Below are 26,374 nucleotides of genomic sequence, written 5' to 3' on the forward strand. Positions count from 1 at the left end.
GATCACGGCTGTCGGCTGGCGGATGCGACAACACGTGTGCTCGGCGGTACGATGTCCACCGAGGAAGAACCGCTGCATGGAGTGCGCTGGATGCTGACGCTGTACCTGCTGGTGCATTACGGCACCGGCCTGTTGATGATCGCAGGGGCGGCCTACGCCGTGTCGCGTGTCATCCAGACCCAGCGCGCCAAGCTGCCACCCGTCACGCACTCCCTGCTGCCTACGGCAACACCACCGCGCCGTCGCGAACGCAAGGCACTACGGCGCCTGCAACGTCGTCATCCGCAGTGGAGCTACCACGTTGCCGCACCGGTTCCCCGCGCGTGGTACTTCATCGGCTGCATACCGATCTTCGCCACGGCAGCGGTATGGGCCGTCGCCATGCCGGACGGCGCACGCTTCCAGGTGATGGTTGAGAGCACCGTCGGCTACCCGGCGAGCATCGCCCAGGTGCGCCTGCCCGCATCCCGGCACGCCGCGCTGTTGCAGGCGTGGCAGCCCGTCATCGCACAGGGCGCACGCACGGTCGAGATGGACTACACCATCGGCCGACCACCGCTGGCAATCCAGTCGCGCGACGTTCTGCCGGTACAGGTACGGCAGCAGGGTGACCTGCTGCAGGTCGCGTTCGCACAGCCGATGCAGACACACCAGCTGCAGGCCGCACTGAGCACGCGCGGCGCTCTGGCCGCCGGTGCGGTGCAGGTCCACCCACGCACGTTCGCGCCCTGGCGCGAACGCGGTTGGACGCCCCTGCTCGCCCCTGCACAAGCGGGCCGCCCAACGCCGCGCTAACCGCGCGGCAGCTTGGCCGCCCACATGTTGTCGACCAGGTTCGGATAGGGGCGCCCGTTCTCCTCCGCACGCTGCCGCGCTGCGTCCTTCTGTGCAGGCGACAGCGGCTGCGACTTCTGGCCCTTCGGGTTGGGCTTCTTCCACGGTGGCGTGCGGGTCTGGCGCATGCGACGAGTGTAGAGGCCGGTTACTGCTTGAGGAAGTTCAGCAGCGCCAGATTGAAGTCGTCGGTGTGGCTGGTGTTGCAGCCATGCGGCGCGTTCTGCAGCACCACCAGCTCGCTGCCGCGTATGGCGCGCTGGGTGCGCTTGCCCGAGCCCTCCAGTGGCACAGTGGCATCACTGTCGCCGTGCAGCACCAGAGTGGGGACGCTCACCTTCTGCAGGTCGCGACGGAAGTCGGTAGTGGCAAACGCCTTCATGCAGCCCAGCGCCGCCGTCTGGTCGGACTGGTGGCACAGCGCGATCGCCGCCTGGCGCTCGGCCTCGGTGACCATCAGCTTGCCGTTGGCGCTGAAGAAGTCGCGGGTGAAGCCATCGAAAAAGGCTTCGCGGTCCTGCTCCAGGCCGGCGCGCATCTCGTCCACCTTATCCTGGGTCAGCGGGCCCTCCGGGTTATCGTCGGTGCGCAGCAGGTAAGGGGGCACCGCAGCCGCGAAAACCACGCTGTGCAGGCGCGACTCGCCGTGATTGGCGATGTAGCGCGCCACCTCGCCGCCACCCATCGAGAAACCGACCAGCGTGACCTCCTTCAGATCGCGCTGCTCGATGATGCCGGCCAGATCGGCCGCCAGCGTGTCGTAGTCATAGCCGTCGGCTGGCTTCTCGGAGCGACCGAAGCCACGGCGGTCATAGCTGATCACGCGGTAGCCCGCATCCCGCAGGATCGGCACCTGATCCTTCCACGCCTCGGCCGAGAGCGGCCAGCCATGGATGAGGATGACCGGGCGGCCCTCGCCGCCGGTGTCTTCGATGTGCAGCCGGATGGGGGAAGCAGGCATGGGAACTCCTGGTGAAAGGATGGCACCAGCCTAGGCAGCGCCGCCTATGGCGACCGTGAGGGAATCCGCCCGCGCCATGACATGCCCTACACGCCTGGCGCCCGGCACCCGCACCCGGAATCCGGCCGTTCGTACCCGGCAGACGCGGCTTCGTCGCACCCGTACGCCGACCGCCCCCGCAGCGTGCCACTGTGCGCCCGACATCCACGGAGACGCGCCATGCTGTTCGCCCTGCCCCTGCTCGCCGCCGGCCTTGCCGCCAGCCCGGCCCCGTCCGATACCCTGCGCGAGCAGATCCGCCAAGCCGATACCCAGCTGTTCGCGGTGGCATTCGAGGCCTGCGATGCCGACCGGGCCGCGGCGATGACCACCGAGGACATGGAGTTCTTCCATGACAAGGACGGCAAATCGGCCAGCAGCCGCGAGGACTTCCGGCGCAGCGTGGCCCGCATGTGCGACAGCGCGCGCCAGGGCGGCTGGCGCCTGCGCCGCGAATTGGTGGACCGTTCGCTGCAGGTGTTCCCGCTGCACGACGAGCGTGCATTGGAGATGGGTGACCATCGCTTCTACGAACGCGGCAAGGACGGTGTGGAGCGGTGGGTGGGGCAGGCGCGCTTCGTGCAGGTGTGGCGACGCGTGGACGGCACCTGGCAGGTGGAGCGGGTGATCAGCTATGACCACCGCGGGGTGGATTGAGGTTCGGCGGGCACTTACAGGCCTGCCCCTTCGATCCAGCTCAGCAGTCGAGTGGCGGCCTCACGTCATTCCGAGCCAACGCTCAATCGCTGCGCTGCCTGTACTGAACAGCATGTACCGATGTAGGCACCGCCCCGCCAACACGCCAGCAATCGCAACCCACAGCCAGTACGGGGCAGATGCACGCAGCGAGAAATCGCCGACCAGCAAGAAGTACGCCAGTAGCATGGCCACCATGGCCGTAATGCAGTAGCCCGCCATGAATGCGCAAGCGAGATACCTTCTTCGTTGTGGAGTGGAATGCCGCCGGTGGCGCCATGTCAGCTCACCCGTGGTGTCGTCCAGATCGATGAGTTCCCACGCATCAGCGATCTCCATGATTGCGCGCGCCGGCTGGTCCAACCGGGAGAGTTCCTTAATCAGCGACACCGGCAGATAGGCGCCAAAGTGATGTCGCACAGCAACGGAGAGCCAAAGATCATCCTTGCCATCCGCACGCTGAAATAGCTCAAGGAACTCCTTTCGCGATGTACCTTTCGACTGCGCATTACTTGCAATCCACTTGAACAGCAGAACAGCGATAGCGCACAAGATGAGTGGGAAGAGCAATTGCCCACCATTCAAGTCCACCAGTCGATTGATGATGCCATCCATGTCTTATCCCCCTGAGATGCGAACAGCGGTACCGAGCTGTCGTTCTACCTCTGGAATCGCCGGTTACGGTGGTAGTCGAGGTACCGCCGCTGCGCTGCATTGAACGGCTGCTGCGCCCGTCGCTGCTCGAGCGACCAATCCTGCAACAGCGTTGCGGGCAATTTGGGGCTCACGATAAGTCCACCCTCGTCATCGAACGAGATGAACCCCCGATCGAATAGTCGATCGACATGCGGCGCAAGCATTAGGCCATTGTTGCCATCGAGACGCTCGGCGTTGTCACTATCCGCCCACGGCTTGATGTGGCTTGCGATAAGAAAGTTGACATCACTGGTTCCCGTGACGCGGCACCTGAGCTCAATGGCCTTCACGTTGTTGCGGAACTTCCCCTGTCCCAGGCGCGCGGTAATCAACTGCTTCTTTTGAGTTACCGAGAGCTCGCGATCATTCTCAATCTTTTCGATAGCGCGGTTGATCGGCACGTCCTCCCGCCACTGCGACACCTCATCAACATCAACCCTCATCAGTGCTAGGAGTTCGTCTGCCATGCGCTGCGGCACCGGGCAGAGGTACGCCTCGTTCGCCTTGCCGTTTCGCTTGAGGGGCGAATACTTGTCCGGGAGATGAGGATCGAGACGATCCATATGCTCGCTCACCAGCAGCGGTGCCTCGAGCAGGCGGTACGTCACCGGGACGGCCCAACCGTCCTTGCCCCACTCACTATCCGGCACATCGAACGCGTCTGGTCGGTCCTGGGAGTGGTGCGGGTCCGTTACCACCGCAAGGGCTTTGATCCGCTTGTTCGCAAATGCGAAGACCATGTCGCCGGGCTGGACCTGCGTCATATGGTCATAGAAGGGACTGGAGTACCCGCCCTTCTTCTTCTTTGGGGACCACAGAAAGCCGCCCTGGAACGATGCGTCGAACGTCTTCTTTTGATTGACCCACCAATACCTCATTCCTGCCCCCGTCTCGTCCAGATGACGCAGCCTCCTGGCCGCCTGACGGGATACTACCTAGCAATGTCGTAATCGGCACGATTTCGTCCAAAGGAACAGAGGCAGGGGATCGCCCTGCCTCTGCCTTTGACCTATCGCGTGTTGCGCTTACAGCTGGATGCGCGCCACGCTCTCGTTCGCGTCCTTGGCATCCTTCTCGCCGTTCTTGATGCTCACGTACAGCACGTTGTTCTTGGCATCCAGCGCCAGGCTGTTCGGGTGGGTCGGCACCGGGTAGGTGGCCACCTTCTGGTAGCTCTCACTGTCGTACGCGGTCACCGTGCCGCCATCGCGGTTGGTTACGTACAGGCGCTTGCGCGGTGCGTCCAGCAGGATGCCCAGCGGGCCGGCGTCGGTCGGGATGCTGGCCAGTTCCTTGCCGGTAGTGCGGTCGAGCACCAGCACGCGCTGGCCCGGGTGCTTGCTCGTGAAGCCCGCGCTGCTCTTGGTCATGTAGCTGCGGATCATCTCCGAGCCCTGGTCGGTCACGAACAGGCGCTTGCCGTCCGGGTGCAGTGCGATGTTCATCGGCTGCTCGGCGCTGATCTTGTGCTGGGCCACCACCTTGTTGGCGTCGGTGCCAACCACCACCAGGTCGGCCAGCAGGTTGCTGGTATACACGCGCTTGTTGGCGGCATCCAGCGCCAGGCCCGGCGCCTTGGCGTTGCCCAGGCCCGGAATGGTGTCGATCACTTTCAGCGTGGTGGTATCGACCACGAACAGCACGCTGCCCTCGCTGGAATGACCGGTCACGTACAGACGGTTGGCCGGGCTGTCGACCACCAGCTCGCGCAGGTCGTGGGTGTAGGCGGCCTTGCCGTCCTTGCCGACCTTCTTCTCCATCAGCTGCACGATGCCGATGGCCTTGTTCTGGGCGGTATCGACCACGGTTACCGAGGTATCAACGGTGTTGCCCACGTACAGGCGGTTGTGGGCGTCATCCAGCACCACGCCGAACGCCTTGCGCTCCAGCGGGATGCGGGTTTCCACGGCCAGCGTGGCCGGGTTCAGGCGCAGCACCTGCGACGGGCCGGCGTCATCGCCGAAACCACCGGATGAGGCCACGAACACGGCGTTCTGGGTGGGGCTGTACGCCAGTTCGTACAGGCCCTTGGCGATGGCCTGGCGCTGCACGGCAGCGGGGGTGCTGGCGGCGGGCGCGTTATCGGCGAAGGCCGCCGGGGCGCCGACGCTGAGCGAGATGGCAAGGGCCAGGGCGGCCGAGCGGAAAGCGGAATGACGGAACATGCGAGCATCCTTGAAAGGGCACGGAAGGGTGTCCTGGCTCGCTGGGCCGTACGGCGACGGCCCGCCCCGGGTGTGTCTGCGCGGGGTGGGCTGGCTGGGTTGCGGGGGAATGTTAGCAGGCTGGGGAGAGGCGTGGCGCCGAGGACGACGGCCCGAAGTGTCGTTTTTGGCTCGCCTTTTCGGCTGCGGGGCGGTGACGAGGGCCCGATTCCGGCGTGGACGGAGGATTTCGGAAGGCCCTGCGCGATCGGCAGGCGGTTGCGTTCTGTGCGGGCGCACAGGCTGATTACGATCTTTCCTGTCGCAAAAACCTTCCTTGAAGTTCGATTGCGGAGATTGTCGTCGCATACGGCACGCCGGCCATCTGCGACAATAGTTCCGCTCTGTGGAACTGCGTGTTTCCTCCGCAAATTCCAATTGGATTTCAGGGCGCAGGCGTGAGCAGATTGGCGCGCCACCGACAACGGGTGGCCGGGCGTCGAAAACCCGAGATGATGTACGCGTCAGTTGTTTACGCTTGCCAGTCGGCACCTCGTTTGGGGTGCCGGCTGGCAATCCGTCGGCCTTCATGGCGGGCGGTGCGTGGGAGTCTCAGGACTCGCCGGTTCAATGACGCTACATCATCCCGGTTTTCGAGCCACGCACCGTCCCGCCACCTCCATCGGTGGCGTTGCTTTCTGTCCTGTACGGAGCATTGCCATGAACGAATCGGATTTCCGTTCCCTGCACGCGCAGTACGATCCGGCCAATACCGAGCCCGAGCGCGACGCACCCACCGATCCCAACGGATTTGTCTCCACCCTGCGCCGCATCGGAAAGGGTGCGGCCGCGGATGGCCAGCCGTGGCCCGAGCGGCATCAGTTGCCTGGGCGTTGTCTTCAACTGGCGGATGCAGATTGCGCGTTGGCGGGATTGCGTGTGGTAGCAGAGCTGATGCTGGCTGCGGAGCGCACGCGGCAGAACGGTGCGCCCGAAGAGTACGTGGGGGATCGGGTGATGGAGGGGTTGAAGATGGCGTGTGTGGCGTTGACTGCGCAGGTTACTGAGCGGTTGCAGGTGCGGGAGTAGCGAGCCTTCCGGGTTGCCTCATGAAAGGGTCCGACTCTCCCCAACCGCGCTTGCCGTGCTGTTGCTTACCGTAGTGATCGCGCGGCTCACCTTATCGCTGGCCGATGTTGAGATTCTTGCTTCCGAGAGAATCTCTAGTAATGACTACTCAAGCCTACAAGAAGGGGCCTTTCGAACGACCTAGGCTGAATCGGCAGGTGGAACTTCGCTAGGCTTTAAAGAGAATGAGCGCGGATTCTTTGAACTATTCATCGAAGGAAAACCCTACGTGCTAATCGAAAACTCACTCCATCTGCTAGTTATCGTATTCAATGACCCGAAGCATGATATAGACATTAGTTCCCTACTGGATGAGCGCTGGCATGAGCAACTGATGGAACTGGGCGTGCGGGCTAGTTTCAGCTTAGCCCGCCGCCGCGACCTTTGAACTGTCGACCCACCGCTCAGACAGGTCTAGCAAACGGCACTCAAGATCAAACGGAAGGACAGACCGAAGCAGCATGTAAGCGGAGGCCAGCTAGTTTAGCCACTAGCCAGCCCAAGCCCAGAAGCTTTGTCGACTCCCGTTCCTACGCGCTTGCAACCACCCCCAGCCGCCTCCCGGTAAACTCAAGAACAAAGTTTTCAGCGGAACCCAGAATAGAAGAAAGATCTGGAGTGAGCGCTCCGGCAGAGAGCCCGGGCTGCACAATGAATATCTGCAGGGACATTCTGTAGGTCGACACCCTAGTCTTTAGCGACTTCATCCCGCCAATATCTCCAACTTCAAAGCGAGTGGGGCGACCTCCACGCTGTGACTCACGCCTTATAATGTGAGCCACCAGGTCTTCCGCCCTATTCAGAATTCGGCAACTCTTGATTGCCTGGCCGCAGACTTCGTAGAGATCAGCGACTCTCGCACCGGCACTAGATCCATGTGCGTACTTGCAGTGGTAGAGGGACACTCTAAGTTCTTTACCAACCCGATCATCTTCTATGGCAATTACGTCTGCAACCTCTCCGCTATCATCGTCGTCAATTATGTAGTCATAACTGCCCGACTTCAGCATAGTCACCATAAACTCCTGAATAGAATTACTTCTAAATAGTCCACCTTTCCACATCGACTCGAGCCTCAGGTTAACGCCCGTCCAGTCTGGCGTACTTATCGATGCTGCGCTGAATGAATAGACTGGAGAGGAGAGATACTTAAAGTGATGCCCACCTACTATCTCAGAGCCATCCACAAGTATCAGAGCCGGAGGGTTGTCCGAAAGATAGGACTGCAGAGAAACCTCATGCCCTTCATCCATTACGAAAACGTCAGGCCCCGCTATCCTTGATACTTTATATCCACCACCCCACGTCATTTTCATCAGGATAGTTCCCTGCCCGTCAGCACGAACTTCAAAGTCGATTGAATCAGCGTCTCTTGAAACAACCTGGAAATCCAGATTTGATTGCGTCACACTTAATGTGGACCCGGAATATCGCAGGCGCTTCTCCCCGTGATAGCTTCCGGGAAGGAGCTCATCCGGCGGAATACAGCTAAACACGCGAGTTGGAGGTGGAGATACTATTTCCGTCGGAATAAGCGTAAAAGCAAGGAAGCTGTTCGTAGGAATTGTGCTATCAAGAATCTTTCTTGAAATCTTCCTTGCCCACGCCAACCATTGAGGCAGAGACGCAGATGCCATCGACCACACTTTCCCTCTGAACGAAACGCCGATGCTCTCTTTGACACCATCAACATATCCGGCTGCGAATAGGTTTGATTTGGAGCTCCCGGCCTGTATCGCTTGTGATACGTGTTGGCCGACGTCTATTCCTACTAGCATTTGAAATCTAACCTGCCCTCTTTTGCGTAGCCCGACGTTATGAAGCACAGCACGCTTCATATCGCTAAATGCCCTAAACATATGCTCGCCGGCAATGGGCGAGGCTGTTTTCCGACTCACCGTCTCGACTAAACGCTTGGTCTTCCCGCGCCCAAGAGTGCTATTAACCATGAGCAAACTCTTGTCAGAGTCGTAGGACACTATGAAAAGATTCCACTCAAACCCCCGAGCATCCTTTGTTTTTGACCAATCTGGCGAAGTGTAGTCTCGAGTAATTGCGACAAGCGTTCCATTCTCTTGATCCATCCATATATGATGGAGCATCGAATCCTTGCTGCTCCACTGAGTCAGCGCCCCAGGCTCAAAATTTTCAACCCGATAGAACTGAGATGAGAGGCCAGGAGATATTAAAGAGATGTCGAATACCTTGTCATCCGGAGAAACCAACTGCCTCATCCTTTGAGCTAGTTCTTTAACTTCAGCGTCAGAATCAATGGCACTTGCACTGAGTTCTGGAACTATTTCGTTCCAGTCGGCGTCCTCGGAGAATAGCTCTGCCACAGCAGTATCGGCCATAGGCTCCGCCGTGTTAATGATGACTGTAGCTGAACCAACGGCATTAGAGGCGCGCGTAAATCTACCCACGAACTGTAGCGTCACGGGGAGGCTTTTATGCAACTCGTGCATTGCCGCTATCTTTAGAGCCGAGAAATCAAATCCCTCCCCTAACATATCGACACATATCACCACTCGACTTACGAGTGACTTCATGCTCTCGATAGCGACTTCCTTCTTCCTCCGAGCCATCCCCGAATGAAGAAGAACCGGGGAATACTCAGGGGCTAAGCGTTGATAGACGTCAAGCAAACTATTCGCATGATCTATAGATCGAGACCTCGCCAAGATCACATGATCGAAACCTTCAACCTCGTCTTGTCGAAGCACCTGCACTGCTGCTCGCGCTATAGCCTCATCAGCAATCTTCGCATCAGATTGATCAACCTTCACCACGTTTATTTTAGTAAAGTACCCATATCGCTGAGCCAATCTCAATGGAAATTGATACACCAATTCACCAGGAATTCGCTTTCCATCGTTCCTGAACGGAGTTGCCGTTAACGAAAGTATTTTCGTAGAACTAGGAATTCTTTGCCTTATCCGTTCCCAAGAGGCAGCCGGAAGGTGGTGCGCCTCATCGAATGTAACAAGGTCAAATACTTCAAGCAGTTTCTCAATGATTGAGTTTTCCGTTGAAAGGAGCATTTGCGTCGTTGTCACAACTACGTTCGCATTCAGAAGCGCAGAAATATCTTGCTCCGATTTTGGCGATTTTGATAGCAGTCCAACAACTGGGGTAAGGCACTGATCATCAATTACCCCAATTTCCTCAAGCACGCCCAACTTTACGAACTTATCGACCGTTTGGGCGCGCAATGAGTCACTAGGAACAACGACAAGTGTACGTTCTGCCGATAGAAGTAGTGACGCAGCAATCAAAACTTCCGTCTTTCCTGTCCCTGTGGGGAGTACAACTAGTGCGTGCCCATCTTTTACGCTCCAGTGCGAAGCCAGCGCGTGTAGTGCACCAGCTTGTGCCTTCCGTAAGCCCTTTCTTTGAACGATTCCATCGATGCCAACTATCTCCTCGAGTATGGCAGGATACGTCGACCAGGACTTCTGAACTTGAGACCGTAGCGCGCCCGACTTCGCTTCATTTTGCCTAGGGTGCAACTTCCAGGAAGCGTTCTCGCCAAGGGAGATCGAGGCACCGTTCATTTCCGCCGATGGTGCGTGAATCTCTGCAGTCGTACCGGCCGGAGAGTATCGTTTACCGAGGGCTAAAGTAACCTCCACTTCGTGCAGGCGTAGTTTAGCCTGGGTTAGAACGCCCGCCCGCTGAGATTCGACTGTCAGCGTCGCCGGGCCCAGCCTCCTCTTTTCGACTATAGCGTTTAACTCTACGACTCCTACTCGATCTGATATTCGATACTCTGGAATACAGGCTGTAACGTTATAGATTCCATCCTCAACTCTGATCATTACTATCCCCTGTAGTGAACTAGCAGTTAAGCGTACTTCGAACTGCTGAACATAAAAAAGGGCGACCGATGGCCGCCCCTTCTCACGTCAATCAACTGACGAAATCAAACCCCAACAGGATTAGCCTTCTCCGGATCAATCTTGTACTGCTTGATCGCCCGGGCCACGTCCTTCGCGGTCATCTTCCCTTCCTTCGCCAGCGCCGCAATCGCGGCATGCGCGATGTAGTACCGGTCAACCTCGAAGAAGCGACGCAGGTTCGCACGGGTATCCGAACGGCCGAAACCATCCGTACCCAGCACCGTGTACGACATCGGCACGAACGCGCGGATCTGGTCCGCATACGCACGCACGTAGTCGGTAGCGGCAATCGCCGGGCCCTGGCGGCCTTCCAGCAGCTCGGTCACGTAGGCCTTGCGCTGCTCGCCTTCCGGATGCAGGCGGTTGTGGCGCTCCACATCGAAGCCGTCGCGGCGCAGTTCGTTGAAGCTCGGGCAGCTCCAGATATCGGCGGTCACGCCGAAGTCCTTGTCCAGCAGCTCGGCGGCGGCGATGGCTTCGCGCAGGATGGTGCCCGAACCCAGCAGCTGCACGCGCAGTTCGCCCTTCTTCGGCTTGCCGGCGTCGGTCAGCAGGTACATGCCCTTGACGATGCCCTCGGCGGCGCCTTCCGGCATGTCCGGGTGGGCGTAGTTCTCGTTCATCAGGGTCAGGTAGTAGTACTCGTCTACCTGGTCTTCCATCATCGCCTTGGTGCCGTGCTGCAGGATCACCGTCACTTCGTAGCCGAAGGTCGGGTCGTAGCTGCGCACATTCGGGATGCCACCGGCCACCAGATGGCTGAAGCCATCTTCGTGCTGCAGGCCTTCACCGTTCAGCGTGGTGCGGCCGGCGGTGCCACCCAGCAGGAAGCCGCGGGTGCGCATGTCGGCGGCCTGCCAGGCGATGTCGCCCACGCGCTGGAAGCCGAACATCGAGTAGTAGATGTAGAACGGCAGCATCGGCACGTTGCTGACCGAGTAGCTGGTACCGGCGGCCATCCACGAGCTGATCGCGCCCGGCTCGCTGATGCCCTGCTGCAGCACCTGGCCGCTCTGGTCTTCGCGGTAGAACATCAGCTGGTCGGCGTCCACCGGCTTGTACTTCTGGCCGAACGGCGCGTAGATGCCGATCTGGCGGAACAGGCCTTCCATGCCGAAGGTGCGGGCTTCGTCGGCCACGATCGGCACGATGTGCGGGCCCAGCTCCTTGTCGCGCAGGGTGATGTTCAGGCTCTGCACGAACGCCATGGTGGTGGAGTAGGTGCGTTCGCCGCTGCTCTTCAGCAGGCGCTCGTAGGTTTCCAGCTTCGGTGCATTGAAGCTCTTGTCGGCCTTGCGGCGGCGCTGCGGCAGGTAACCGCCCAGGGCGGCACGGCGCTCCTGCAGGTACTGCACTTCCGGCGAGTCCGGGCCCGGGTTGTAGAACGGCACCTGGCCGTCCTTGAGCTGCTCGTCGGTCACCGGAATGTTGAAGCGGTCGCGGAAGTGCTTGACGGCTTCGTCGTCCAGCTTCTTGGTCTGGTGGGTCGGGTTCAGCGCTTCACCGGCGCTGCCCATGCCGTACCCCTTCACGGTCTTGGCCAGGATGACGGTCGGCATGCCCTTGGTGTTCACGGCCTGGTGGTAGGCGGCGTACACCTTGTGCGGGTCGTGGCCACCGCGGTTGAGGCGCCAGATGTCGTCGTCGGACAGGCCGGCGACCATCGCGGCGGTCTCCGGGTACTTGCCGAAGAAATGCTCGCGGGTATACGCGCCGCCGAAGGCCTTGCAGTTCTGGTATTCGCCGTCGACGGTTTCCATCATCAGCTTCTTCAGGACGCCGTTGGTGTCCTTGGCCAGCAGGGCATCCCAGTAACCGCCCCACAGCAGCTTGATGACGTTCCAGCCGCCGCCGCGGAACACGCCTTCCAGTTCCTGAATGATCTTGCCGTTGCCACGCACCGGGCCGTCCAGGCGCTGCAGGTTGCAGTTCACCACGAAGATCAGGTTGTCCAGGCCTTCACGGCCGGCCAGGGCGATGGCACCCAGGGTTTCCGGCTCGTCGGACTCGCCGTCGCCGATGAAGCACCACACCTTGCGGTCGGACTTCTCGATCAGGCCACGGTTTTCCAGGTAACGCATGAACTGCGCCTGGTAGATGGCGGCCAGCGGGCCCAGGCCCATCGACACGGTGGGGGTCTGCCAGAAGTCCGGCATCAGCCACGGGTGCGGGTAGGAGGACAGGCCACCGCCGTCCACTTCCATGCGGAACTTGTCCAGCTGCTCTTCGCTGATGCGGCCTTCCAGGAAGGCGCGGGCGTAGATGCCCGGGGCGCTGTGGCCCTGGATGAACAGCAGGTCGCCGGGGTGGTTGTCGCTCGGGGCGCGCCAGAAGTGGTTGAAGCCCACGTCGTACAGGGTGGCGCCGGAGGCGAACGAGGCGATGTGGCCGCCCAGGTCGCCCGGCTTGCGGTTGGCGCGGACCACGGTGGCCATCGCGTTCCAGCGGATGATCGAACGGATGCGCCATTCCAGCTCGGCATTGCCCGGGCTCTTGGCCTCGAACTGCGGCTCGATGGTATTGACGTATTCGGTGGTGGGAGAGAACGGCAGGTAGGCGCCCGAACGACGGGTCAGCTCCACCATGCCTTCCAGCAGCTGATGCGCGCGCTCGGAGCCCTCGACATCAATAACGGCCTTCAACGACTCGATCCACTCCTGGGTTTCCACAGGATTCGGGTCGTTGTTCAGCACCTCGTTCAACCAGTTCATTAGCGCTCCCATAACCGCACGCACGCGCGCGACTGTTGTATAGATATCTAGACCGCAAAGTGTAGCGCACCAAGGGCTTTCGTCACTTGGCTACGCTGGCGTATGGACGCATGCAGCCAGTGTCCGCAAGGCATGTCCCGCCTGTCTTCGGCGGGCCAGCAGGCGTGCTGCAGGCCGCTGCGGCGGGCCTCGGACCGCTTCGGGCACGTCGCGATTGCCCGCCTGGCGCATGTGCAGAACGAAGTGTTACCCAGGGCGATGACCGTTGTAGGGCACGGCCGACCGCGTGTGGGCCTACGCCGGGGGCACCGCAGCTGAATGACTGATGCGGTGTCGCGCCCGGCTCTGGACCGGGCTGCGCCTGCCGCGCAAGGTGGCGGCGAGTGTTGGCACTGCCGCAACGGCCCGTCGTCTGGCTGCCTCGCTCCCTTCCACAGTGGTCCCCGGGGCGCACCGCAAGGGCGCCCTTTCTGTGTACGTGGCCCAAACGCGGCACGGTTGTGGCCGGATCGACGCTTGCCGGCGCCTGCCCTATCGATATATCGTTTCGATACTCGTTACCGATATATCGAAATGAGCCGTTCCCCTTCCCCCAGAACCCGTTCCGGTGAATCGGCCGTGCCCCGCCGCCATGGCCAGCCACGCGTGCTGAGCCGGGGCGACCTGCGTCTGCTGGTGCTGGCCCTGATCGGCGAGCAGCCGCGCCACGGCTACGAGCTGATGCAGCTGATCAGCAACCAGTTCCTGCAGGCCTACACGCCCAGCGCCGGCACCATGTACCCGCTGCTGGCGAGCTTCGAGCAGGCCGGCTGGGTGGCATCGGAGGAAGTGGATGGCCGTCGGGTGTTCCGCATCACCGCCGCCGGCGAGTTCGAGCTGAAGGTGCAGCGCACCCAGGTGCGCCTGGCCCAGCGACGGGCCTTCGACCGCGCCCGCGAGATCACCAAGGCATCGCTGCCGCCGCCGCTGGCCAGCGCCCTGCGTGACTTCAAGCGGGCGCTGGTGCATCACCACGGCCGCTGGGCCGAAGGCGAGGCCGAGCAGGTGGCGGCGCTGCTGTCGCAGGCATCGGCACTGATCAACGGCACCACCGGTAGCGAGCCCACCTCTTCAACGACCCAGCCAGACTGACTCCAGCCAGGTCTCCCCCTACGCCGCGCCCCCTGCGCGACACCTTTACAGGTATTCCCATGACTGAGCATCACAACGCGCGCCTGCGCCTGGATGTGAGATTCCGCGAACTGACGGTGCTGCGCACCGAGGTGGTCACCCCGCACATGCGCCGCGTCGTGCTGGGCGGCGATGATCTGGCCGGCTTCGATTCGCCCGGCGCCGACGACCACATCAAGCTGTTCTTCCCCAACGCCAGCGGCGAAATGGTGCTGCCGGTGCTGACTGCCGAAGGCCGCAGCTACCCGGACGGCAAGCAGCCATCGCCGGCACGCGACTACACCCCACGCTGGTGGGACCACGACGCCGGCGAACTGGCCATCGACTTCGTGCTGCACGACCAGGGCATTGCCGGGCCATGGGCCGAACGGGCGCAGCCGGGCGACAGGCTGGTGATCGGCGGCCCGCGCGGCTCATTCGTGGTGGCCGACAGCTACGACGCCTACGTGCTGATTGGCGATGAGACCGCGCTGCCGGCCATTGCCCGCTGGCTGGATGTGCTGCCGGAGGGCGCCGAGGTGCAGGCCTTCATCGAGGTGAGCGATGAAGCCGAGCGCCAGGACCTGCCGCAGTACGAGAACGTGCAGATTCACTGGTTGGAGCGCAATGGCTTCCCGGCGGCCAGCAGCACGCTGCTGGAAGACATGCTGACCGACTTCGAGGCACCGGAGGGCGACACGTTCTACTGGATCGCCACCGAATCGCGTCGCGCACGGATGATGCGCAAGTTCATCGAAGGCCATCTGGGCGTGCCGCGCGACTGGATCCGTTCGACCGGCTACTGGAAGGCGCACCCGGACGATACCGACGGCGACTGAGCGCGCCGCGTTTGCCTCAGTCTGCGTGAGCCGGGCATGGCCCGGCTCTGCAGCAGGCAGCCACCGGAATGCGTTGCTGTCGCCATCCGAACCGGTGCGCCGCCCAGATTTCCAGCGCCATCAGCAGCACAACGACCAGCCACGGCAGCAGCAGGCCGAAATACACGCCCGGCATCATGCCGTTGATCTGCGCTTTCACCAGCCGCAACACGCCGCGGGTGTGCAGCAGTTCGTCCACGCGCATCGTCAGCGCTTCGCGCACCACCGTCGGCTCCACGCCCAGTACACCGGCCTTGTCCACCAGGGTGTCTTCCACCAGCCCGCGCAGCACGCCTTCGCGCACCTTGCCGATCACCCAGCCACTGGCGCGTGCCAGTACGCCGTCACCCAGGCGATCCAGTACCGGCAGCGGGTGTTCGCTGAGGTAGGCCGAGGCGACCGCTTCGGCCACATCGCCCACCGTGCCTTCGCTGTGCAGCGCATCGCGCATGCGCGGGGCGTCAAGCGAGTCGGTGAACCCGTGGCTCCACTGGGCCACGAGCGTCTGCAGATGCGGCTGGAAATGGTCCATCTGCTGCAGCAGCGCGCGGTGCGCGCCCGCGGTGAAACCCAGCTGCAGGCCGAAGAAGGCGGTGCCCAGCGGCAGCAGCAGCGCGTAACTGGCCAGCAGCCAGTGATGCCAGCGCCTGCGCCGCTGCAACCAGCCGCGGCGGCGCAGCGCATACCAGCCGGCCAGGCCCACCATGAGGCCCAGCAGCGCGCCCAGCACGCTGCCCACTGCCAGATCGAGCACGCTCAACCCGGCCCAGAATTCGTTCAACCAGTACTGCACGTCCTGCATGGCCTTACCTTCCGTGGATGAAACAGCAGGCGATTGTAGGACCGGGTTCACCCTCGGTGGCTCTTCGGCCCATGCCACGGGGTCAGGCCCCTTGTCTCACGGAGCGGCGGATGACGCCGGCAGCGGATCGACCCGGGCAGATGCGACAATCGCGCTCCTTTCCAGTTGCAACGAGGCCCCTGTGGGCAAACTGACCTTGGCCGGCGTCGATGCGCTGCGCTCCCGCTTCAACGACGACGCCGCCTGTGATGGCGCGCTGGCGGCCTTCGCTGATCCGGCCGCCCTGCGTGCACCGCTGCGGGATCTGTTGGACGCCGAACACCGGTTCCTGCAGGCCGAGTACGAAGTGGCGCAGGTGGCCGATGTGCTGCGCCGCGACCAGAAGTACGCGCCGGTGGGCCGGCCGTCGGTGCATATCGTGCAGCTGCGCAAGCAGCAGGCGGCGACCAGGCAGGCCGCGTTGATCGCACGTCAGGTGGTGGCGCAGGCCGCGCAGACGTTCGTGCGGGTGAGTGGCATGACGGTGAAGGCCAAGCAGAGCCCGAGCGAGGCGTGTGCAGCGTGGCTGGGCGCGCTGCGCTGAGGGCACGTACCGGTAGCGACCAACGCGCGTTGCCCGCGCTCAAAAAAGAAGGCCCGCTTCGCAGCGGGCCTTCTGCCTTCTCACGACGAGTGAGCGGGGTGCATCAAGCGGCCGGCTTCTCGCCGGTGGCTTCGGTGGTGATGCGGATCTTCACTTCATCGCTGACGTTCGGGGCGTAGGCGCCCACGCCGAAATCGCTGCGCTTGAGGGTGGTGGTGGCATCGAAGCCGGCGGCCGGAACCTTGGCCATCGGGTGCTCGCCACCGCCGTTGATGGTGACGTCCAGGGTCACCGGCTTGGTGATGTCCTTGATGGTCAGGTCGCCAGTGACGGTCAGCTTGTTGGTGCCGGCCGATTCCACCTTGGTGCTCTTGAAGGTGGCCGCCGGGAACTTGGCAGCGTCGAAGAAGTCTGCGCTCTTCAGGTGCTCGTCGAACTTGGCGGTGAAGCTGTTGAGGCCGCTCAGCGGCAGCTTCACTTCCACGGTGGACTTGGTCACGTCGGCGGCGTCGTACACCAGGGTGCCTTCGGCGTTGCCGAAGTGCGCGCTCGGGTTGGAGAAGCCGAAGTGGCTCCACTGTGCCAGCACATCGGTGTGGGTCGGGTCGAGCTTGTAGGTGCCCGAGGCGATCTGGATCGCTTCGGCGGCCGGCGCGGCAGCGGCAGCATCGGCAGCCGGGGTGGCGGCCGGCTGTTCGGTGGCGGCCGGAGCGGCGGCATCAGCGGCCGGGGCAGCGGTATCGGCCGGCTTGGAGCAGGCGGCGATGGCCAGGGTCAGGGCCAGCGGCAGCAGCAGTTTACGGGTGGCGCTCATCTGAGGAACTCTCCGGATCGTAGGGTGGGTACAGGGTGCAGCAATGGCCCGCCGCAACCAGCGGGCCCGAAACCGATACAGCGACTTACGCGATGCGCGCCGCTTCGTCGAACGACAGACGCGGCAGGCGCGGGAACAGGCCCGCCGGGTCACCGTACCCCAGGTTGACCAGGAAATTCGACTTGATGCTGGTGCCGGCGAAGAAGGCTTCATCAACCTTGGCCGGGTCGAAGCCGGACATCGGGCCGGCATCCAGGCCCAGCGCGCGCGCGGCCAGGATCAGGTAGGCGCCCTGCAGGCTGCCGTTGCGGATGGCGGCCTCGTGGCGGCCTTCCTGCGGGCCGTCGAACCAGGACTTGGCGTCGGCGTGCGGGAACAGGTACGGCAGCTTCTCGTGGAAATCCAGGTCGAAACCGATGATGACGGTGACCGGTGCGGCCATGGTCTTGTCGTGGTTGCCTTCGGACAGCGCGGGGGCCAGCTTGGCCTTGGCTTCAGCCGACTTCACGAACACGAAGCGCGCCGGGCTGGCGTTGGCCGCGGTCGGGCCCCACTTCACCAGCTCGTACAGTTCCTGCAGCAGGCTGTCGTCGACCGGGGTGTCGAGGAAGGCATTCTGGGTGCGGGCGGTGCGGAACAGCTGATCCAGTGCGGCGGCGTCAAGCGCGTGGGACATCGGTGCATCTCCAGGGCGGCGAAGGGGAGTCAGTGCCCGCGGGCAACGCGGGGCGAAACGACCAGCCGCAGTGTAGAGTGTCGCGACTGTTGCAACACCCAGCAGGGCTGAAACGAATTAATGCCAATGGTGAAACGATCGAGCGCACCGTGGACGGTCACCGATGGCCGTGCAGGCAATGTCCGCCAGGCGGTCGCGCTGGCCTCGGCGCTGCGCCAAGGCACCTATCGACCCGTGGTACTACAGCCTCGGGCGCCCTGGCGCTGGGTCACCCCGCGGCGCCTGCCCGGCGATGCCAACGGCTACGGCGATGCGTTCGCGGCACTGGCTGCCGAGCCCCCTGCGCTGGCGATCGGCTGTGGCCGCCAGGCCGCCGGTGCGCTGCGCGTGCTGCGCGCCCGCGGCACGCAGGTGGTGCAGATCCTCGACCCGCGCATCGGCGCCCGCCACTGGGACATGGTGGTGGTACCCGAGCATGACCGCCTGCGCGGCAGCAATGTGCTGACCTTGATCGGCAGCCTCAACCCGGTCGATGACGACTGGCTGGCCTGGGGACGGGCCGCGTTCGCCGGCTTCAGCACCCTGCCCGGTCCGCGCACTGCACTGCTGGTAGGCGGCCCGACGCCGCTGGCGCCGTGGGACGAAACGGCGATGGTCGGTGTGTTCCGGGCGCTGGCCGCGCAGATCCGCAGCGAAGGCGGCAGCCTGCTGGCCACCACCTCGCGACGCACCCCGCCGGCACTGGCCGAGATCCTGCGCGCGACCTTCGCCGACCTGCCGCACGTGATCTGGGGCGACGGCGGCGACGGGGTGAATCCGTATGGCGGCCTGCTCGGCTGGGCCAACCGGGTGGTGGTATCGCCCGATTCGGTGAACCTGCTCTCTGAAGCCTGCGCCACGCGCATGCCGGTGATGGTGGCGCTGGCGCAGACCGCGCAGGGACGCCTCGCCCGCTTCCAGCAGCAGCTGCACGAGCGCGGGCGATTGCAGAAACGCTGGCTGGACTGGCAGTACGACCGCATCGAACCACTGCGCGAAACCGCGCGCATCGCCGCCGAGGTAAAGCAGCGCTTGGCACTACAGTAGTGCCGGTCGCTGGCCGGCAGCATCTGATCGCCCAGCGATTTCTGAACATCTCGATCGGGCAGCGCAGTTAGAGTCCAGCTTCCCCCGTCGGACCGGATGTCCCCATGCGTACCCTGCTTCTGCTGCCGCTGGCCCTGCTCGCCGCGTGCTCCACCGCGCCCACCGAGCTGGACCCGATTTCCTACCAGTGCCAGCAGCAGCTGGATGCGTACCGCGAACAGCCGGCGCTGCGCAATCCACGCGACGAGCGCCCGCCACTGCCGGTGGCACCGATCAGCGAGGCCTGCGACCGCGAGCTCAAGCGCAAGGGTGTGGACCGCCCGCTGCGCTGACCGGCGTATGATCAGCGCGCGGCCCTGACAGCCGTTGAAGGTACCGACATGGATCGTTTCTCTCGCCTGCCCCGCGCCGTGCTGCTGTTCGCCACCCTGCTGGCGACCACACCCGCCTGGGCCAACAGCACCGAGTGCCGCGAGCGCTACCCCAGCGTGGCGTCGCAGGCAGCGATGCTGGACGTTGCCTGGGCCACCGCCGAACGCGTGGACGCGCTACCCGACGTGGACGTAGTGGTGGCCGCGCGCGGTGGCCAGGACCTGAGCCGCTACGGCCTGCGCCACAGCCACCTGGCCTTCCTGCTGCGCGAGGACGACGGCCGCTGGCGCGCGATGCACCTGCTCAACCGCTGCAAGACCGACAGCTCGCAGCTGTACCACGAGGGCCTGGGCAACTTTGTCGGTGAAAGCGCGGGGCATACCGATGTGCGCATCGGCATCCCTGCGCCGGCGTTGCGTGCGGCACTGAAGGCGATGCTGGCCGCGCCGTCGATCCAGCCCAAGGCGCTGCACGAAACCCAGTACAACGTGGTGGCCTATCCGTTCGCCACCGACTACCAGAACTCCAACCAGTGGGTGCTGGAAGTGCTGGCCGCGGCGATGGCGCAGGCCGAAGGCGCGCCGGCCATCGTCAAGCGCGAACAGGCCCAGCAGTGGCTGCGCCAGCACAAGTACCAGCCCAGCGTGCTGCACATCGGCCTGGGCAAGCGCGTGGGTGCGCGCCTGTTCGTGGCCAACGCCACCACCACCGACCACCCCGCCGGCGAGCGCATCTCCGGCAACTACTCGGTGGTGACGGTGGAATCGGTGTTCGACTTCCTGCACCAGCGCAGCCAGCTGCAGCAGGAACTGGTGATCCCTCATGTGCCGGTGGCCGGTGCTGCTGCCGCCGCGCCCTGAATCCCTCTTTCCCCTCGCTCCCTGGAGGTCTGCATGTTCCGTTGCCTGCGTGTTCCCGCGTCCGCCCTGCTGCTGTCCGCACTGCTGGTGCCCACCGTCCATGCCGGCGCCGCGCCGCAGTTGAACAGCAGCCAGGCCAGCGTGATCGTCACTTCGTTCGTGGTGCTGTCGTTGCCGCTGGCGGCCTCGATGGGCCTATCCGAGCTGTCCAAGGCCCCGTTCGAGGCCAGCGAGCGCCACGGCAAGGCCACCCGCACCAAGGCGGTGCCGCTGCCGCCGATGGAGGTGAAGAAGGTGGAGACCACGCCGCAAGGCGAGCGCCAGGTGCAGCTGCAGGTACCCGACAAGGCCGACCAGACTGCCACCCTGCACTGGCCGGTCACGCCGAAGGACCAGGACCCGACGGCGGCCTTCGTGGTCGGCCAGCTGGTGCGTTTCGAGCCGACCCCGGCCGGTGCCGGCTGGAACGTGAAGGGTACCCAGGGCCAGACGCTGGCCTACGTACCCACCGCCTACGCCGCCGGCGATATGATGAGCGAAGCGCTGTAAAGCTGAACGACCGGTTTTGGCTTTGCCGCAGGCCGGGCGGATAATGGGCGATTCCCCTTGTCCTCCTGGCTCGCCATGTCCGTGCGTCCCGCCCCCGTTTTTGCCCCGCTGACCCCGCGCGCCCTGATGCTGGCCGTGCTGGCGATGGGCGCGGTGGTGCTGCTGTCGAACGTGCTGGTGCAGTACCCGATCAACGACTGGCTGACCTGGGGTGCGTTCAGCTATCCCGTCGCGTTCCTGGTGAGCAATCTGATCAACCGTCGCTTCGGCCCGGGACCCGCCCGGCGCGTGGCCTGGATCGGTTTCGCGGTGGCGGTGCTGTTGTCGGTCTGGGTGGCGACGCCGCGCATCGCCATCGCATCGTGCTCGGCCTTCATCGTGGCGCAGCTGCTGGACATCACCGTGTTCGACCGCCTGCGCCGGGGCAGCTGGTGGCGTGCGCCGATGGTAGCCACCACCTGCAGCGCGACGGTGGACACCACGATCTTCTGGTCGATCGCCTTTGCCGGTTCCAGCCTGCCGTGGGTGAGCTGGGCGGCGGGCGATCTGGCCGTGAAGCTGGCCATCGGCGTGTGCCTGCTGGCGCCGTTCCGCGCGCTGCTGTGGAAGATGGCGCCGCTGCGCGCGGAAAGCGCGCGGTGATTCCGCCGGGCATGGCCCGGCGCTACCCGAACAAACGCGCAGCGCCGTGCCGGCGTTATCCAAACAAACGCAACGGTAGCGCCGGGCCATGCCCGGCGGCCTCGCTGCCGATCAGCCGAACGGCAGGCCGGCCGCCCGGCAGGCCGCACTGATTGCTGCGCAGGCCGCTTCGATGGCCGGTGTGGTCGGTGCCAGCCGCGGGCGACGGTCCAGCGTGCAGGCCAGGCCCACATCCAGCAGAGTGGCATGCGCAGCGTGCAGTGCCTGCGCGGTGGCAACCGGCAGGAATTCCGCTGCGGCCAGTGCATCGATCAATGACGGCGTATCGCGGGGTGACAGCAGCGCCGGTACCTGTGCACTGCGCTCGAGCACACCGGTCTGCAGCAGGAACTCCAGGTCCACCACGCCACCGGCGCCCTGCTTCAGGTCGATGCGCGCGGCATCGCTGCGGTCCAGTTCGGTGCGCATGCGCCCTCGCATCTTCAGCACATCGGCATAGAGGGTGGCGGGGTCGCGTGCACGGCCCAGGGTCTGCGCACGCACCTGCTCGAAGTCGGCCAGCAGGCTGGCATCCCCGGCCACGCCGCGCGCACGCACCAGCGCCTGATGCTCCCAGGTCCACGCGCGTTCGCGCTGGTATTCGGTGTAACTGGCCAGCGACGAGACCAGCGAGCCTTTGCCGCCGTCCGGCCGCAGGCGCACGTCGATGTCGTACAGGCGACCGGCGGCGGTGACCGCGCCGAGCAGGGCCATCACCTTCTGTGCCAGCCGCGCGTACCAGCGTCCCGGCTCCAGCGCGCGCGCGCCATCGCTGGTCTCCACGCCCACCGGATGGTCGTGCAGGAACACCAGGTCCAGATCGGAACCGAAGCCGAGTTCGAGGCCCCCCAGGCTGCCATAGCCGATGATCGCAAAGCGCCCGCCGGGAATGCCCCCGTGCGCGGCCTGCATGTCGGCCTCGGCCATGGCCAGCACCGTGACCACCACCGCCTGCGCCAGCTCGGCCAGTTGGCGGGTGCTGTCGACCGCGCCCTGGCGGCCGTCCAGCGTGGCCATCGCCATGCGGAAACTCAGGGCCAGCCGGGTTTCGTTGAGCCAGCGCAACGCGGCTTCCGGGTCTTCGACCGTCAGCGCCTGCTGGCATTCGGCCAGCATGCCGGCCGCATCCGGCATCGGGCCGGACACGCGCACGTCCAGCAGTTCGTCCAGCAGCAACGGATAGGCCGCCAGGCGCTCGGCCAGCAGCGCGCTGCGCGCCAGCACATCCACCAGCCGCGCCAGCGCACTGGGCTGTTCGTCCAGCAGGGCCAGATAACTGGTCCGGCGCAGCACCGCCTGCAGCAGGCCGAGCACGCGCTTCAGTGCGGCATCCGGTTGCGGCGAGCGCGTGGCGGCGTGCAGCAGCGCCGGCAGCACGCGGTCCAGCCGCGCGCGCGCGGCGTCGGACAGCGACTTCACGCCGGTGCTCTGCGCGAAATCGCGCAGCGACTGATCGGCGCCGTTCGCATCGAGAAAACCGGCTTCGGCCAGCAACGGCGCGTCACTGCCACCGGGCAGGCTGCGCCAGTAGTTGGCCAGCGCATCCGGCGCCGCCTGGCCCTTGCGCGGTGCCAGCAATGCAGCGAACTCGGTGCTGACCCGCTGCTGCTGCACGGCCAGTGCAGCGCGCAGCGCCTCCCAGTCGGGGTAACCCAGGCCCAGGGCGATGCGCTCGCGGTCGATCGCATCGCTGGGCAGCACATGCGTCTGCGCATCGCGCAGCATCTGCAGCCGGTTCTCCAGGCGGCGAAGGAAGAGGTAGGCCTGCTCCAGCGATGCGCCGTCTTCGGGCGCGATCTGGCCCGCCGCCACCAGCGCCTGCAGCGCCACCAGCAGGCGACGTTCACGCAGGGCCGGTTCGCGGCCGCCACGGATCAGCTGCAGTGCCTGGCACAGGAATTCGATTTCGCGGATGCCACCGGCACCGCGTTTGATGTCTTCATGCAGTTCGCGGCGGGCGACTTCAGCCGTGATCGCAGCCTTCATCTCGCGCAGTCCGTCCAGCGCGGTGAAGTCCAGATAGCGTCGATAGACGAACGGGCGCAGCGTCTGCAGCCACGCCTCACCGGCGGCGATATCACCGGCCACGGCACGTGCCTTCAACCAGGCGTAGCGCTCCCAGTCGCGGCCCTCCCGCTGGAAGTACTGGTCCATCGCAGCGAACGACAGCGCAACGCGGCCGGCACTGCCGAACGGGCGCAGGCGCAGGTCGACGCGGTGGCTGAAGCCATCGACGGTGGTTTCATCCAGCAGCTTGGCCAGGCGCTGGCCGAGCCGCGCGAAGTATTCTTCGGCGGCCAGCGGACGCGGTCCGTCCGATTCACCGCCCTGCGGGTAGGCGTAGACCAGGTCGATGTCGGAGCTGAAGTTGAGTTCGCCACCGCCGAGCTTGCCCAAGCCAAATACGACAAGTTGCTCGACACGGCCTTCGTCATCACGGATCACGCCGTGGCGCTGTGCGAATTCCTGCTGCAGGGCATCCAGCGCCAGCCGCAGGCAGTCTTCGGCCAGGGCGGTGGCGCCGGCCAGGGTCTGCGCCACGTCATCCAACCCGGCCAGATCGCGCCAGATCAAGCGGGTCGACATCGCCGCACGCCAACGCCGCAGCTGCGCCGGCCATTCACCGGGCTGCACCGGGTCGAGCACCGGCGTCGGCAACGGCGGGCACCCCGGCTGGGCCAATTGCGACAACAGGCCGGGCTGCCGCACCAGCGTGTCCAAGGCGAAGTCACTGGCGATGGCCAGGTGGGTCAGCAGGGGCCGCAGATCGGCCGGAATCGGTTCCGGAACCACCTGGGCCAGGCGCGACAGGGCACGATCAACCAGGGGCTGCAACGCGGCGGGCAGTTCGGCGGGGGCGAGGGTCATGCGTTGATTCTCGCGGCGCCGGGCGCCTTTGCCAACGGCGGGAAGTCGCTGCGCCGCCATCCATCGCGCGCATTCATCCTGGGCAGCAGGCAATAAAAAAGCCCGCTTGCAGCGAACTGCCAGCGGGCTCTGCTCCCTCCCCCACGTCGGGATGCAGGGCCATCCTGCGGGCTGCGAAAGGACTTTGCACGCTGCACTGCAAAACAGAACCGGCGGGTATGGATAGCCCCGCCCGCGAAAAGCCATTCCACGAAGGTAGCCCCCCCGTACGCCGGGGGATGGCCGATAATCGAGGCTCCCCCCAGAAACACTGTCGTCATGTCTGTTGATCGCATCGCCAACGCGCGTCTCCGCGACCGCGTGGTCTCCGCCGAGGCCGCAGCCGCGCTGATCCAGCCGGGTGAAACCGTGGCCATGAGCGGGTTTACCGGCTCGGGCTATCCCAAGGCCGTCCCCGTGGAACTGGCGCGCCGCATCGAAGCGGTGCATGCCCAGGGCCAGCCCTTCCAGATCAAGCTGATGACCGGCGCCTCCACCGCGCCGGAGCTGGACGGTGCGCTGGCCAAGGCCGATGGCATCGCCATGCGCATGCCCTTCCAGAGCGACCCGGATGCGCGCAACCGCATCAATGAAGGCAAGCTGGATTACATCGACATCCACCTCAGCCACGTTGCCCAGCACGTCTGGTTCGGCTTCTACGGCGAGATCGACACCGCCGTGGTGGAAGTCTCGGCCATCCGCGAGGACGGCTCGCTGGTGCCGTCCACCTCGGTCGGCAACAACAAGACCTGGCTGGACCTGGCGAAGAAGGTGATCGTCGAGGTCAACGAGTGGCAGCCGGCCGGCGTCGATGGCATGCATGACATCTACTACGGCACCGCACTGCCGCCGCATCGCAAGCCGATTCCGCTGGTCAACGCCAACGACCGCATCGGCGATACCGCGCTGCGCTGCGACCCGGACAAGATCGTGGCGGTGGTCCGCACCAACGGCCCGGACCGCAACAGCCCGTTCAGCCCGATCGATGCGACCAGCGAGCAGATCGCCGCGCACCTGATCGACTTTCTCAAGCACGAAGTGAAGCACGGCCGGCTGCCGCCGAACCTGCTGCCGCTGCAGTCCGGCGTGGGCAATATCCCCAATGCGGTGCTGGCAGGCTTGGCCAGGAGTGGTTTCCGTGATCTGGCCGCGTTCACCGAGGTGATCCAGGACGGCATGCTCGACCTGCTGCGCGACGGCGTGCTGAGCTATGCCTCGTGCACGGGCTTCGCGCTGAGCCCGCAGGCCAACGAGACGTTCAAGGAGAACATCGATTTCTACCGCGAGCGCATCATCATGCGCACGCAGGAAATCTCCAACCATCCCGAGCTGGTGCGCCGGCTGGGCTGCATCGGCATGAACGGCATGATCGAGGTGGACCTGTACGGCAACGTCAATTCGACGCACGTGATGGGCACCCGGATCATGAACGGCATCGGCGGCTCTGGTGACTTTGCCCGCAACGGGTTCCTGTCGGCGTTCCTCAGCCCGTCCACGGCGAAGAACGGCACCATCTCGGCGATCGTGCCGATGGCCAGCCACGTCGACCACACCGAACACGACGTCTCGGTGATCGTCACCGAGCAGGGCCTGGCCGATCTGCGCGGCCTGACCCCGCGCAAGCGTGCGCAGGTGCTGATCGACCGCTGCGCGCACCCGGATTTCCGCCCGCAGCTGCAGGACTACTTCGACCGCGCCAGCCGTGAGAGCTATGGCAAGCACACCCCGCACCTGCTGCCGGAAGCGTTGTCCTGGCACCAGCGGTGGCTCGATACGGGCACGATGAAGGGTTGAGGCATAGGGTTCGCCGGGCATGGCCCGGCGCTACCGTTGCATCCTTCGCCGTTTCGCCGGGCGCGGCCCGGCGCTACCGTTGCATTGTCCCTGGTAGCGCCGGGCCATGCCCGGC

General features: G+C 64.4%; 23 protein-coding genes. 12 read left to right on the forward strand and 11 right to left on the reverse strand.

Translation table 11 applies throughout. From position 1 onward, the window contains the following. Window positions 1–51 precede the first annotated feature (51 nt). Complete coding sequence (locus tag ACVOKU_RS11645; protein ID WP_481559991.1) at window positions 52–795, forward strand: hypothetical protein; 744 nt, start codon at window positions 52–54, stop codon at window positions 793–795. On the opposite strand, the gene ACVOKU_RS11650 is transcribed toward ACVOKU_RS11645, so the two are convergent. Together ACVOKU_RS11650 and ACVOKU_RS11655 are read right to left on the reverse strand one after the other, a co-directional pair. Continuing rightward, entirely contained in the window at window positions 792–962 is a 171-nt protein-coding gene (locus ACVOKU_RS11650) for a hypothetical protein (RefSeq protein ID WP_283219877.1), read from the reverse strand. The genes ACVOKU_RS11645 and ACVOKU_RS11650 overlap by 4 nt on opposite strands. 20 nt (window positions 963–982) lie before the next feature. After that, a complete protein-coding gene (locus ACVOKU_RS11655) occupies window positions 983–1,795 on the reverse strand; it encodes an alpha/beta fold hydrolase (protein ID WP_481559992.1) in 813 nt (270 codons plus the stop codon). 219 nt (window positions 1,796–2,014) lie between these two features. Here ACVOKU_RS11655 and ACVOKU_RS11660 point away from each other — a divergent pair, with 219 nt between their 5' ends. After that, the gene (locus tag ACVOKU_RS11660) at window positions 2,015–2,491 is read left to right on the forward strand and encodes a nuclear transport factor 2 family protein (RefSeq protein WP_053518805.1); all 477 of its coding nucleotides are present in this window, start codon (window positions 2,015–2,017) and stop codon (window positions 2,489–2,491) included. 60 nt (window positions 2,492–2,551) lie between these two features. Here ACVOKU_RS11660 and ACVOKU_RS11665 read toward each other — a convergent pair whose 3' ends face one another. The 3 genes from ACVOKU_RS11665 to ACVOKU_RS11675 all read right to left on the reverse strand — a co-directional run bounded on the left by ACVOKU_RS11665 (window position 2,552) and on the right by ACVOKU_RS11675 (window position 5,391). Beyond that, complete coding sequence (locus ACVOKU_RS11665) at window positions 2,552–3,145, reverse strand: hypothetical protein (RefSeq protein WP_481559993.1); 594 nt, start codon at window positions 3,143–3,145, stop codon at window positions 2,552–2,554. A gap of 44 nt (window positions 3,146–3,189) precedes the next feature. Continuing rightward, complete coding sequence (locus ACVOKU_RS11670) at window positions 3,190–4,104, reverse strand: HNH endonuclease (protein WP_414487754.1); 915 nt, start codon at window positions 4,102–4,104, stop codon at window positions 3,190–3,192. A gap of 147 nt (window positions 4,105–4,251) precedes the next feature. Further along, window positions 4,252–5,391 (reverse strand): YncE family protein, encoded by a 1,140-nt coding sequence (locus ACVOKU_RS11675; RefSeq protein WP_481559994.1) that lies wholly within the window; start codon window positions 5,389–5,391, stop codon window positions 4,252–4,254. Between the two features lie 699 nt (window positions 5,392–6,090). On the opposite strand from ACVOKU_RS11675, the gene ACVOKU_RS11680 reads away from it, so the two are divergent. Next, the gene (locus tag ACVOKU_RS11680) at window positions 6,091–6,459 is read left to right on the forward strand and encodes a hypothetical protein (RefSeq protein WP_481559995.1); all 369 of its coding nucleotides are present in this window, start codon (window positions 6,091–6,093) and stop codon (window positions 6,457–6,459) included. A 569-nt stretch (window positions 6,460–7,028) separates the two neighbouring features. Here the strand turns inward: ACVOKU_RS11680 and ACVOKU_RS11685 are convergent. Next, on the reverse strand, window positions 7,029–10,316 hold the full coding sequence (locus ACVOKU_RS11685) for a DEAD/DEAH box helicase (protein WP_481559996.1): 3,288 nt from the start codon (window positions 10,314–10,316) through the stop codon (window positions 7,029–7,031). A 104-nt stretch (window positions 10,317–10,420) separates the two neighbouring features. Beyond that, window positions 10,421–13,108 (reverse strand): pyruvate dehydrogenase (acetyl-transferring), homodimeric type, encoded by a 2,688-nt coding sequence (gene aceE / locus ACVOKU_RS11690; RefSeq protein WP_065175416.1) that lies wholly within the window; start codon window positions 13,106–13,108, stop codon window positions 10,421–10,423. 573 nt (window positions 13,109–13,681) lie between these two features. Here aceE and ACVOKU_RS11695 point away from each other — a divergent pair. Continuing rightward, window positions 13,682–14,239: a PadR family transcriptional regulator gene (locus tag ACVOKU_RS11695; protein WP_481559997.1), complete on the forward strand. Its 558-nt coding sequence runs from the start codon at window positions 13,682–13,684 to the stop codon at window positions 14,237–14,239. A gap of 59 nt (window positions 14,240–14,298) precedes the next feature. After that, window positions 14,299–15,096, forward strand: a complete 798-nt coding sequence (locus tag ACVOKU_RS11700) for a siderophore-interacting protein (RefSeq protein WP_065175417.1) — start codon at window positions 14,299–14,301, stop codon at window positions 15,094–15,096. A gap of 16 nt (window positions 15,097–15,112) precedes the next feature. Here ACVOKU_RS11700 and ACVOKU_RS11705 read toward each other — a convergent pair whose 3' ends face one another. Next, window positions 15,113–15,937: a hypothetical protein gene (locus ACVOKU_RS11705; RefSeq protein ID WP_481559998.1), complete on the reverse strand. Its 825-nt coding sequence runs from the start codon at window positions 15,935–15,937 to the stop codon at window positions 15,113–15,115. 181 nt (window positions 15,938–16,118) lie between these two features. Between ACVOKU_RS11705 and ACVOKU_RS11710 the strand changes: the two genes are divergently transcribed. Further along, window positions 16,119–16,520, forward strand: coding sequence for a hypothetical protein (locus ACVOKU_RS11710; protein WP_065175419.1), 402 nt, complete (start codon window positions 16,119–16,121; stop codon window positions 16,518–16,520). A 103-nt stretch (window positions 16,521–16,623) separates the two neighbouring features. On the opposite strand, the gene ACVOKU_RS11715 is transcribed toward ACVOKU_RS11710, so the two are convergent. Together ACVOKU_RS11715 and ACVOKU_RS11720 are read right to left on the reverse strand one after the other, a co-directional pair. Beyond that, window positions 16,624–17,334 carry a YceI family protein gene (locus ACVOKU_RS11715; RefSeq protein WP_312555031.1) on the reverse strand — a complete coding sequence of 237 codons (711 nt, stop codon included), beginning with the start codon at window positions 17,332–17,334 and terminating at the stop codon, window positions 16,624–16,626. Between the two features lie 85 nt (window positions 17,335–17,419). Then, window positions 17,420–18,010 carry a malonic semialdehyde reductase gene (locus tag ACVOKU_RS11720; RefSeq protein WP_053520115.1) on the reverse strand — a complete coding sequence of 197 codons (591 nt, stop codon included), beginning with the start codon at window positions 18,008–18,010 and terminating at the stop codon, window positions 17,420–17,422. A 126-nt stretch (window positions 18,011–18,136) separates the two neighbouring features. Between ACVOKU_RS11720 and ACVOKU_RS11725 the strand changes: the two genes are divergently transcribed. From ACVOKU_RS11725 to ACVOKU_RS11745, 5 genes are all read left to right on the forward strand, one after another. Continuing rightward, window positions 18,137–19,096, forward strand: a complete 960-nt coding sequence (locus ACVOKU_RS11725; RefSeq protein WP_481559999.1) for a mitochondrial fission ELM1 family protein — start codon at window positions 18,137–18,139, stop codon at window positions 19,094–19,096. A 104-nt stretch (window positions 19,097–19,200) separates the two neighbouring features. Continuing rightward, on the forward strand, window positions 19,201–19,428 hold the full coding sequence (locus ACVOKU_RS11730) for a hypothetical protein (RefSeq protein WP_107232142.1): 228 nt from the start codon (window positions 19,201–19,203) through the stop codon (window positions 19,426–19,428). Between the two features lie 48 nt (window positions 19,429–19,476). Next, entirely contained in the window at window positions 19,477–20,328 is an 852-nt protein-coding gene (locus tag ACVOKU_RS11735; RefSeq protein ID WP_481560000.1) for a DUF2145 domain-containing protein, read from the forward strand. Window positions 20,329–20,361: 33 nt separating this feature from the next. After that, window positions 20,362–20,877, forward strand: a complete 516-nt coding sequence (locus ACVOKU_RS11740; RefSeq protein ID WP_481560001.1) for a hypothetical protein — start codon at window positions 20,362–20,364, stop codon at window positions 20,875–20,877. Window positions 20,878–20,952: 75 nt separating this feature from the next. Continuing rightward, entirely contained in the window at window positions 20,953–21,519 is a 567-nt protein-coding gene (locus ACVOKU_RS11745) for a queuosine precursor transporter (RefSeq protein WP_481560002.1), read from the forward strand. Between the two features lie 111 nt (window positions 21,520–21,630). Here the strand turns inward: ACVOKU_RS11745 and glnE are convergent, their stop codons facing one another. After that, window positions 21,631–24,426 (reverse strand): bifunctional [glutamate--ammonia ligase]-adenylyl-L-tyrosine phosphorylase/[glutamate--ammonia-ligase] adenylyltransferase, encoded by a 2,796-nt coding sequence (gene glnE / locus ACVOKU_RS11750; protein ID WP_481560003.1) that lies wholly within the window; start codon window positions 24,424–24,426, stop codon window positions 21,631–21,633. A 318-nt stretch (window positions 24,427–24,744) separates the two neighbouring features. On the opposite strand from glnE, the gene ACVOKU_RS11755 reads away from it, so the two are divergent. Beyond that, window positions 24,745–26,259, forward strand: a complete 1,515-nt coding sequence (locus ACVOKU_RS11755) for an acetyl-CoA hydrolase/transferase family protein (RefSeq protein ID WP_128988074.1) — start codon at window positions 24,745–24,747, stop codon at window positions 26,257–26,259. Window positions 26,260–26,374: the final 115 nt, after the last annotated feature.

Source organism: Stenotrophomonas sp. STEN147 (assembly GCF_056757995.1).

Bases quoted from the DNA above. Each gene is read 5' to 3' on its own strand.
- ACVOKU_RS11730 (WP_107232142.1), top strand. From the start codon at position 19,201: ATGCGTACCCTGCTTCTGCTGCCGCTGGCCCTGCTCGCCGCGTGCTCC.
- ACVOKU_RS11745 (WP_481560002.1), top strand. From the start codon at position 20,953: ATGTCCGTGCGTCCCGCCCCCGTTTTTGCCCCGCTGACCCCGCGCGCC.
- ACVOKU_RS11725 (WP_481559999.1), top strand. From the start codon at position 18,137: ATGGTGAAACGATCGAGCGCACCGTGGACGGTCACCGATGGCCGTGCA.
- ACVOKU_RS11735 (WP_481560000.1), top strand. From the start codon at position 19,477: ATGGATCGTTTCTCTCGCCTGCCCCGCGCCGTGCTGCTGTTCGCCACC.
- ACVOKU_RS11695 (WP_481559997.1), top strand. From the start codon at position 13,682: ATGAGCCGTTCCCCTTCCCCCAGAACCCGTTCCGGTGAATCGGCCGTG.
- ACVOKU_RS11685 (WP_481559996.1), bottom strand. From the start codon at position 10,316: ATGATCAGAGTTGAGGATGGAATCTATAACGTTACAGCCTGTATTCCA.
- aceE (WP_065175416.1), bottom strand. From the start codon at position 13,108: ATGAACTGGTTGAACGAGGTGCTGAACAACGACCCGAATCCTGTGGAA.
- ACVOKU_RS11755 (WP_128988074.1), top strand. From the start codon at position 24,745: ATGTCTGTTGATCGCATCGCCAACGCGCGTCTCCGCGACCGCGTGGTC.
- ACVOKU_RS11655 (WP_481559992.1), bottom strand. From the start codon at position 1,795: ATGCCTGCTTCCCCCATCCGGCTGCACATCGAAGACACCGGCGGCGAG.
- ACVOKU_RS11700 (WP_065175417.1), top strand. From the start codon at position 14,299: ATGACTGAGCATCACAACGCGCGCCTGCGCCTGGATGTGAGATTCCGC.
- ACVOKU_RS11665 (WP_481559993.1), bottom strand. From the start codon at position 3,145: ATGGATGGCATCATCAATCGACTGGTGGACTTGAATGGTGGGCAATTG.
- ACVOKU_RS11645 (WP_481559991.1), top strand. From the start codon at position 52: ATGTCCACCGAGGAAGAACCGCTGCATGGAGTGCGCTGGATGCTGACG.
- ACVOKU_RS11670 (WP_414487754.1), bottom strand. From the start codon at position 4,104: ATGAGGTATTGGTGGGTCAATCAAAAGAAGACGTTCGACGCATCGTTC.
- ACVOKU_RS11715 (WP_312555031.1), bottom strand. From the start codon at position 17,334: ATGAGCGCCACCCGTAAACTGCTGCTGCCGCTGGCCCTGACCCTGGCC.
- ACVOKU_RS11740 (WP_481560001.1), top strand. From the start codon at position 20,362: ATGTTCCGTTGCCTGCGTGTTCCCGCGTCCGCCCTGCTGCTGTCCGCA.
- ACVOKU_RS11680 (WP_481559995.1), top strand. From the start codon at position 6,091: ATGAACGAATCGGATTTCCGTTCCCTGCACGCGCAGTACGATCCGGCC.
- ACVOKU_RS11705 (WP_481559998.1), bottom strand. From the start codon at position 15,937: ATGCAGGACGTGCAGTACTGGTTGAACGAATTCTGGGCCGGGTTGAGC.
- ACVOKU_RS11650 (WP_283219877.1), bottom strand. From the start codon at position 962: ATGCGCCAGACCCGCACGCCACCGTGGAAGAAGCCCAACCCGAAGGGC.
- glnE (WP_481560003.1), bottom strand. From the start codon at position 24,426: ATGACCCTCGCCCCCGCCGAACTGCCCGCCGCGTTGCAGCCCCTGGTT.
- ACVOKU_RS11660 (WP_053518805.1), top strand. From the start codon at position 2,015: ATGCTGTTCGCCCTGCCCCTGCTCGCCGCCGGCCTTGCCGCCAGCCCG.
- ACVOKU_RS11720 (WP_053520115.1), bottom strand. From the start codon at position 18,010: ATGTCCCACGCGCTTGACGCCGCCGCACTGGATCAGCTGTTCCGCACC.
- ACVOKU_RS11675 (WP_481559994.1), bottom strand. From the start codon at position 5,391: ATGTTCCGTCATTCCGCTTTCCGCTCGGCCGCCCTGGCCCTTGCCATC.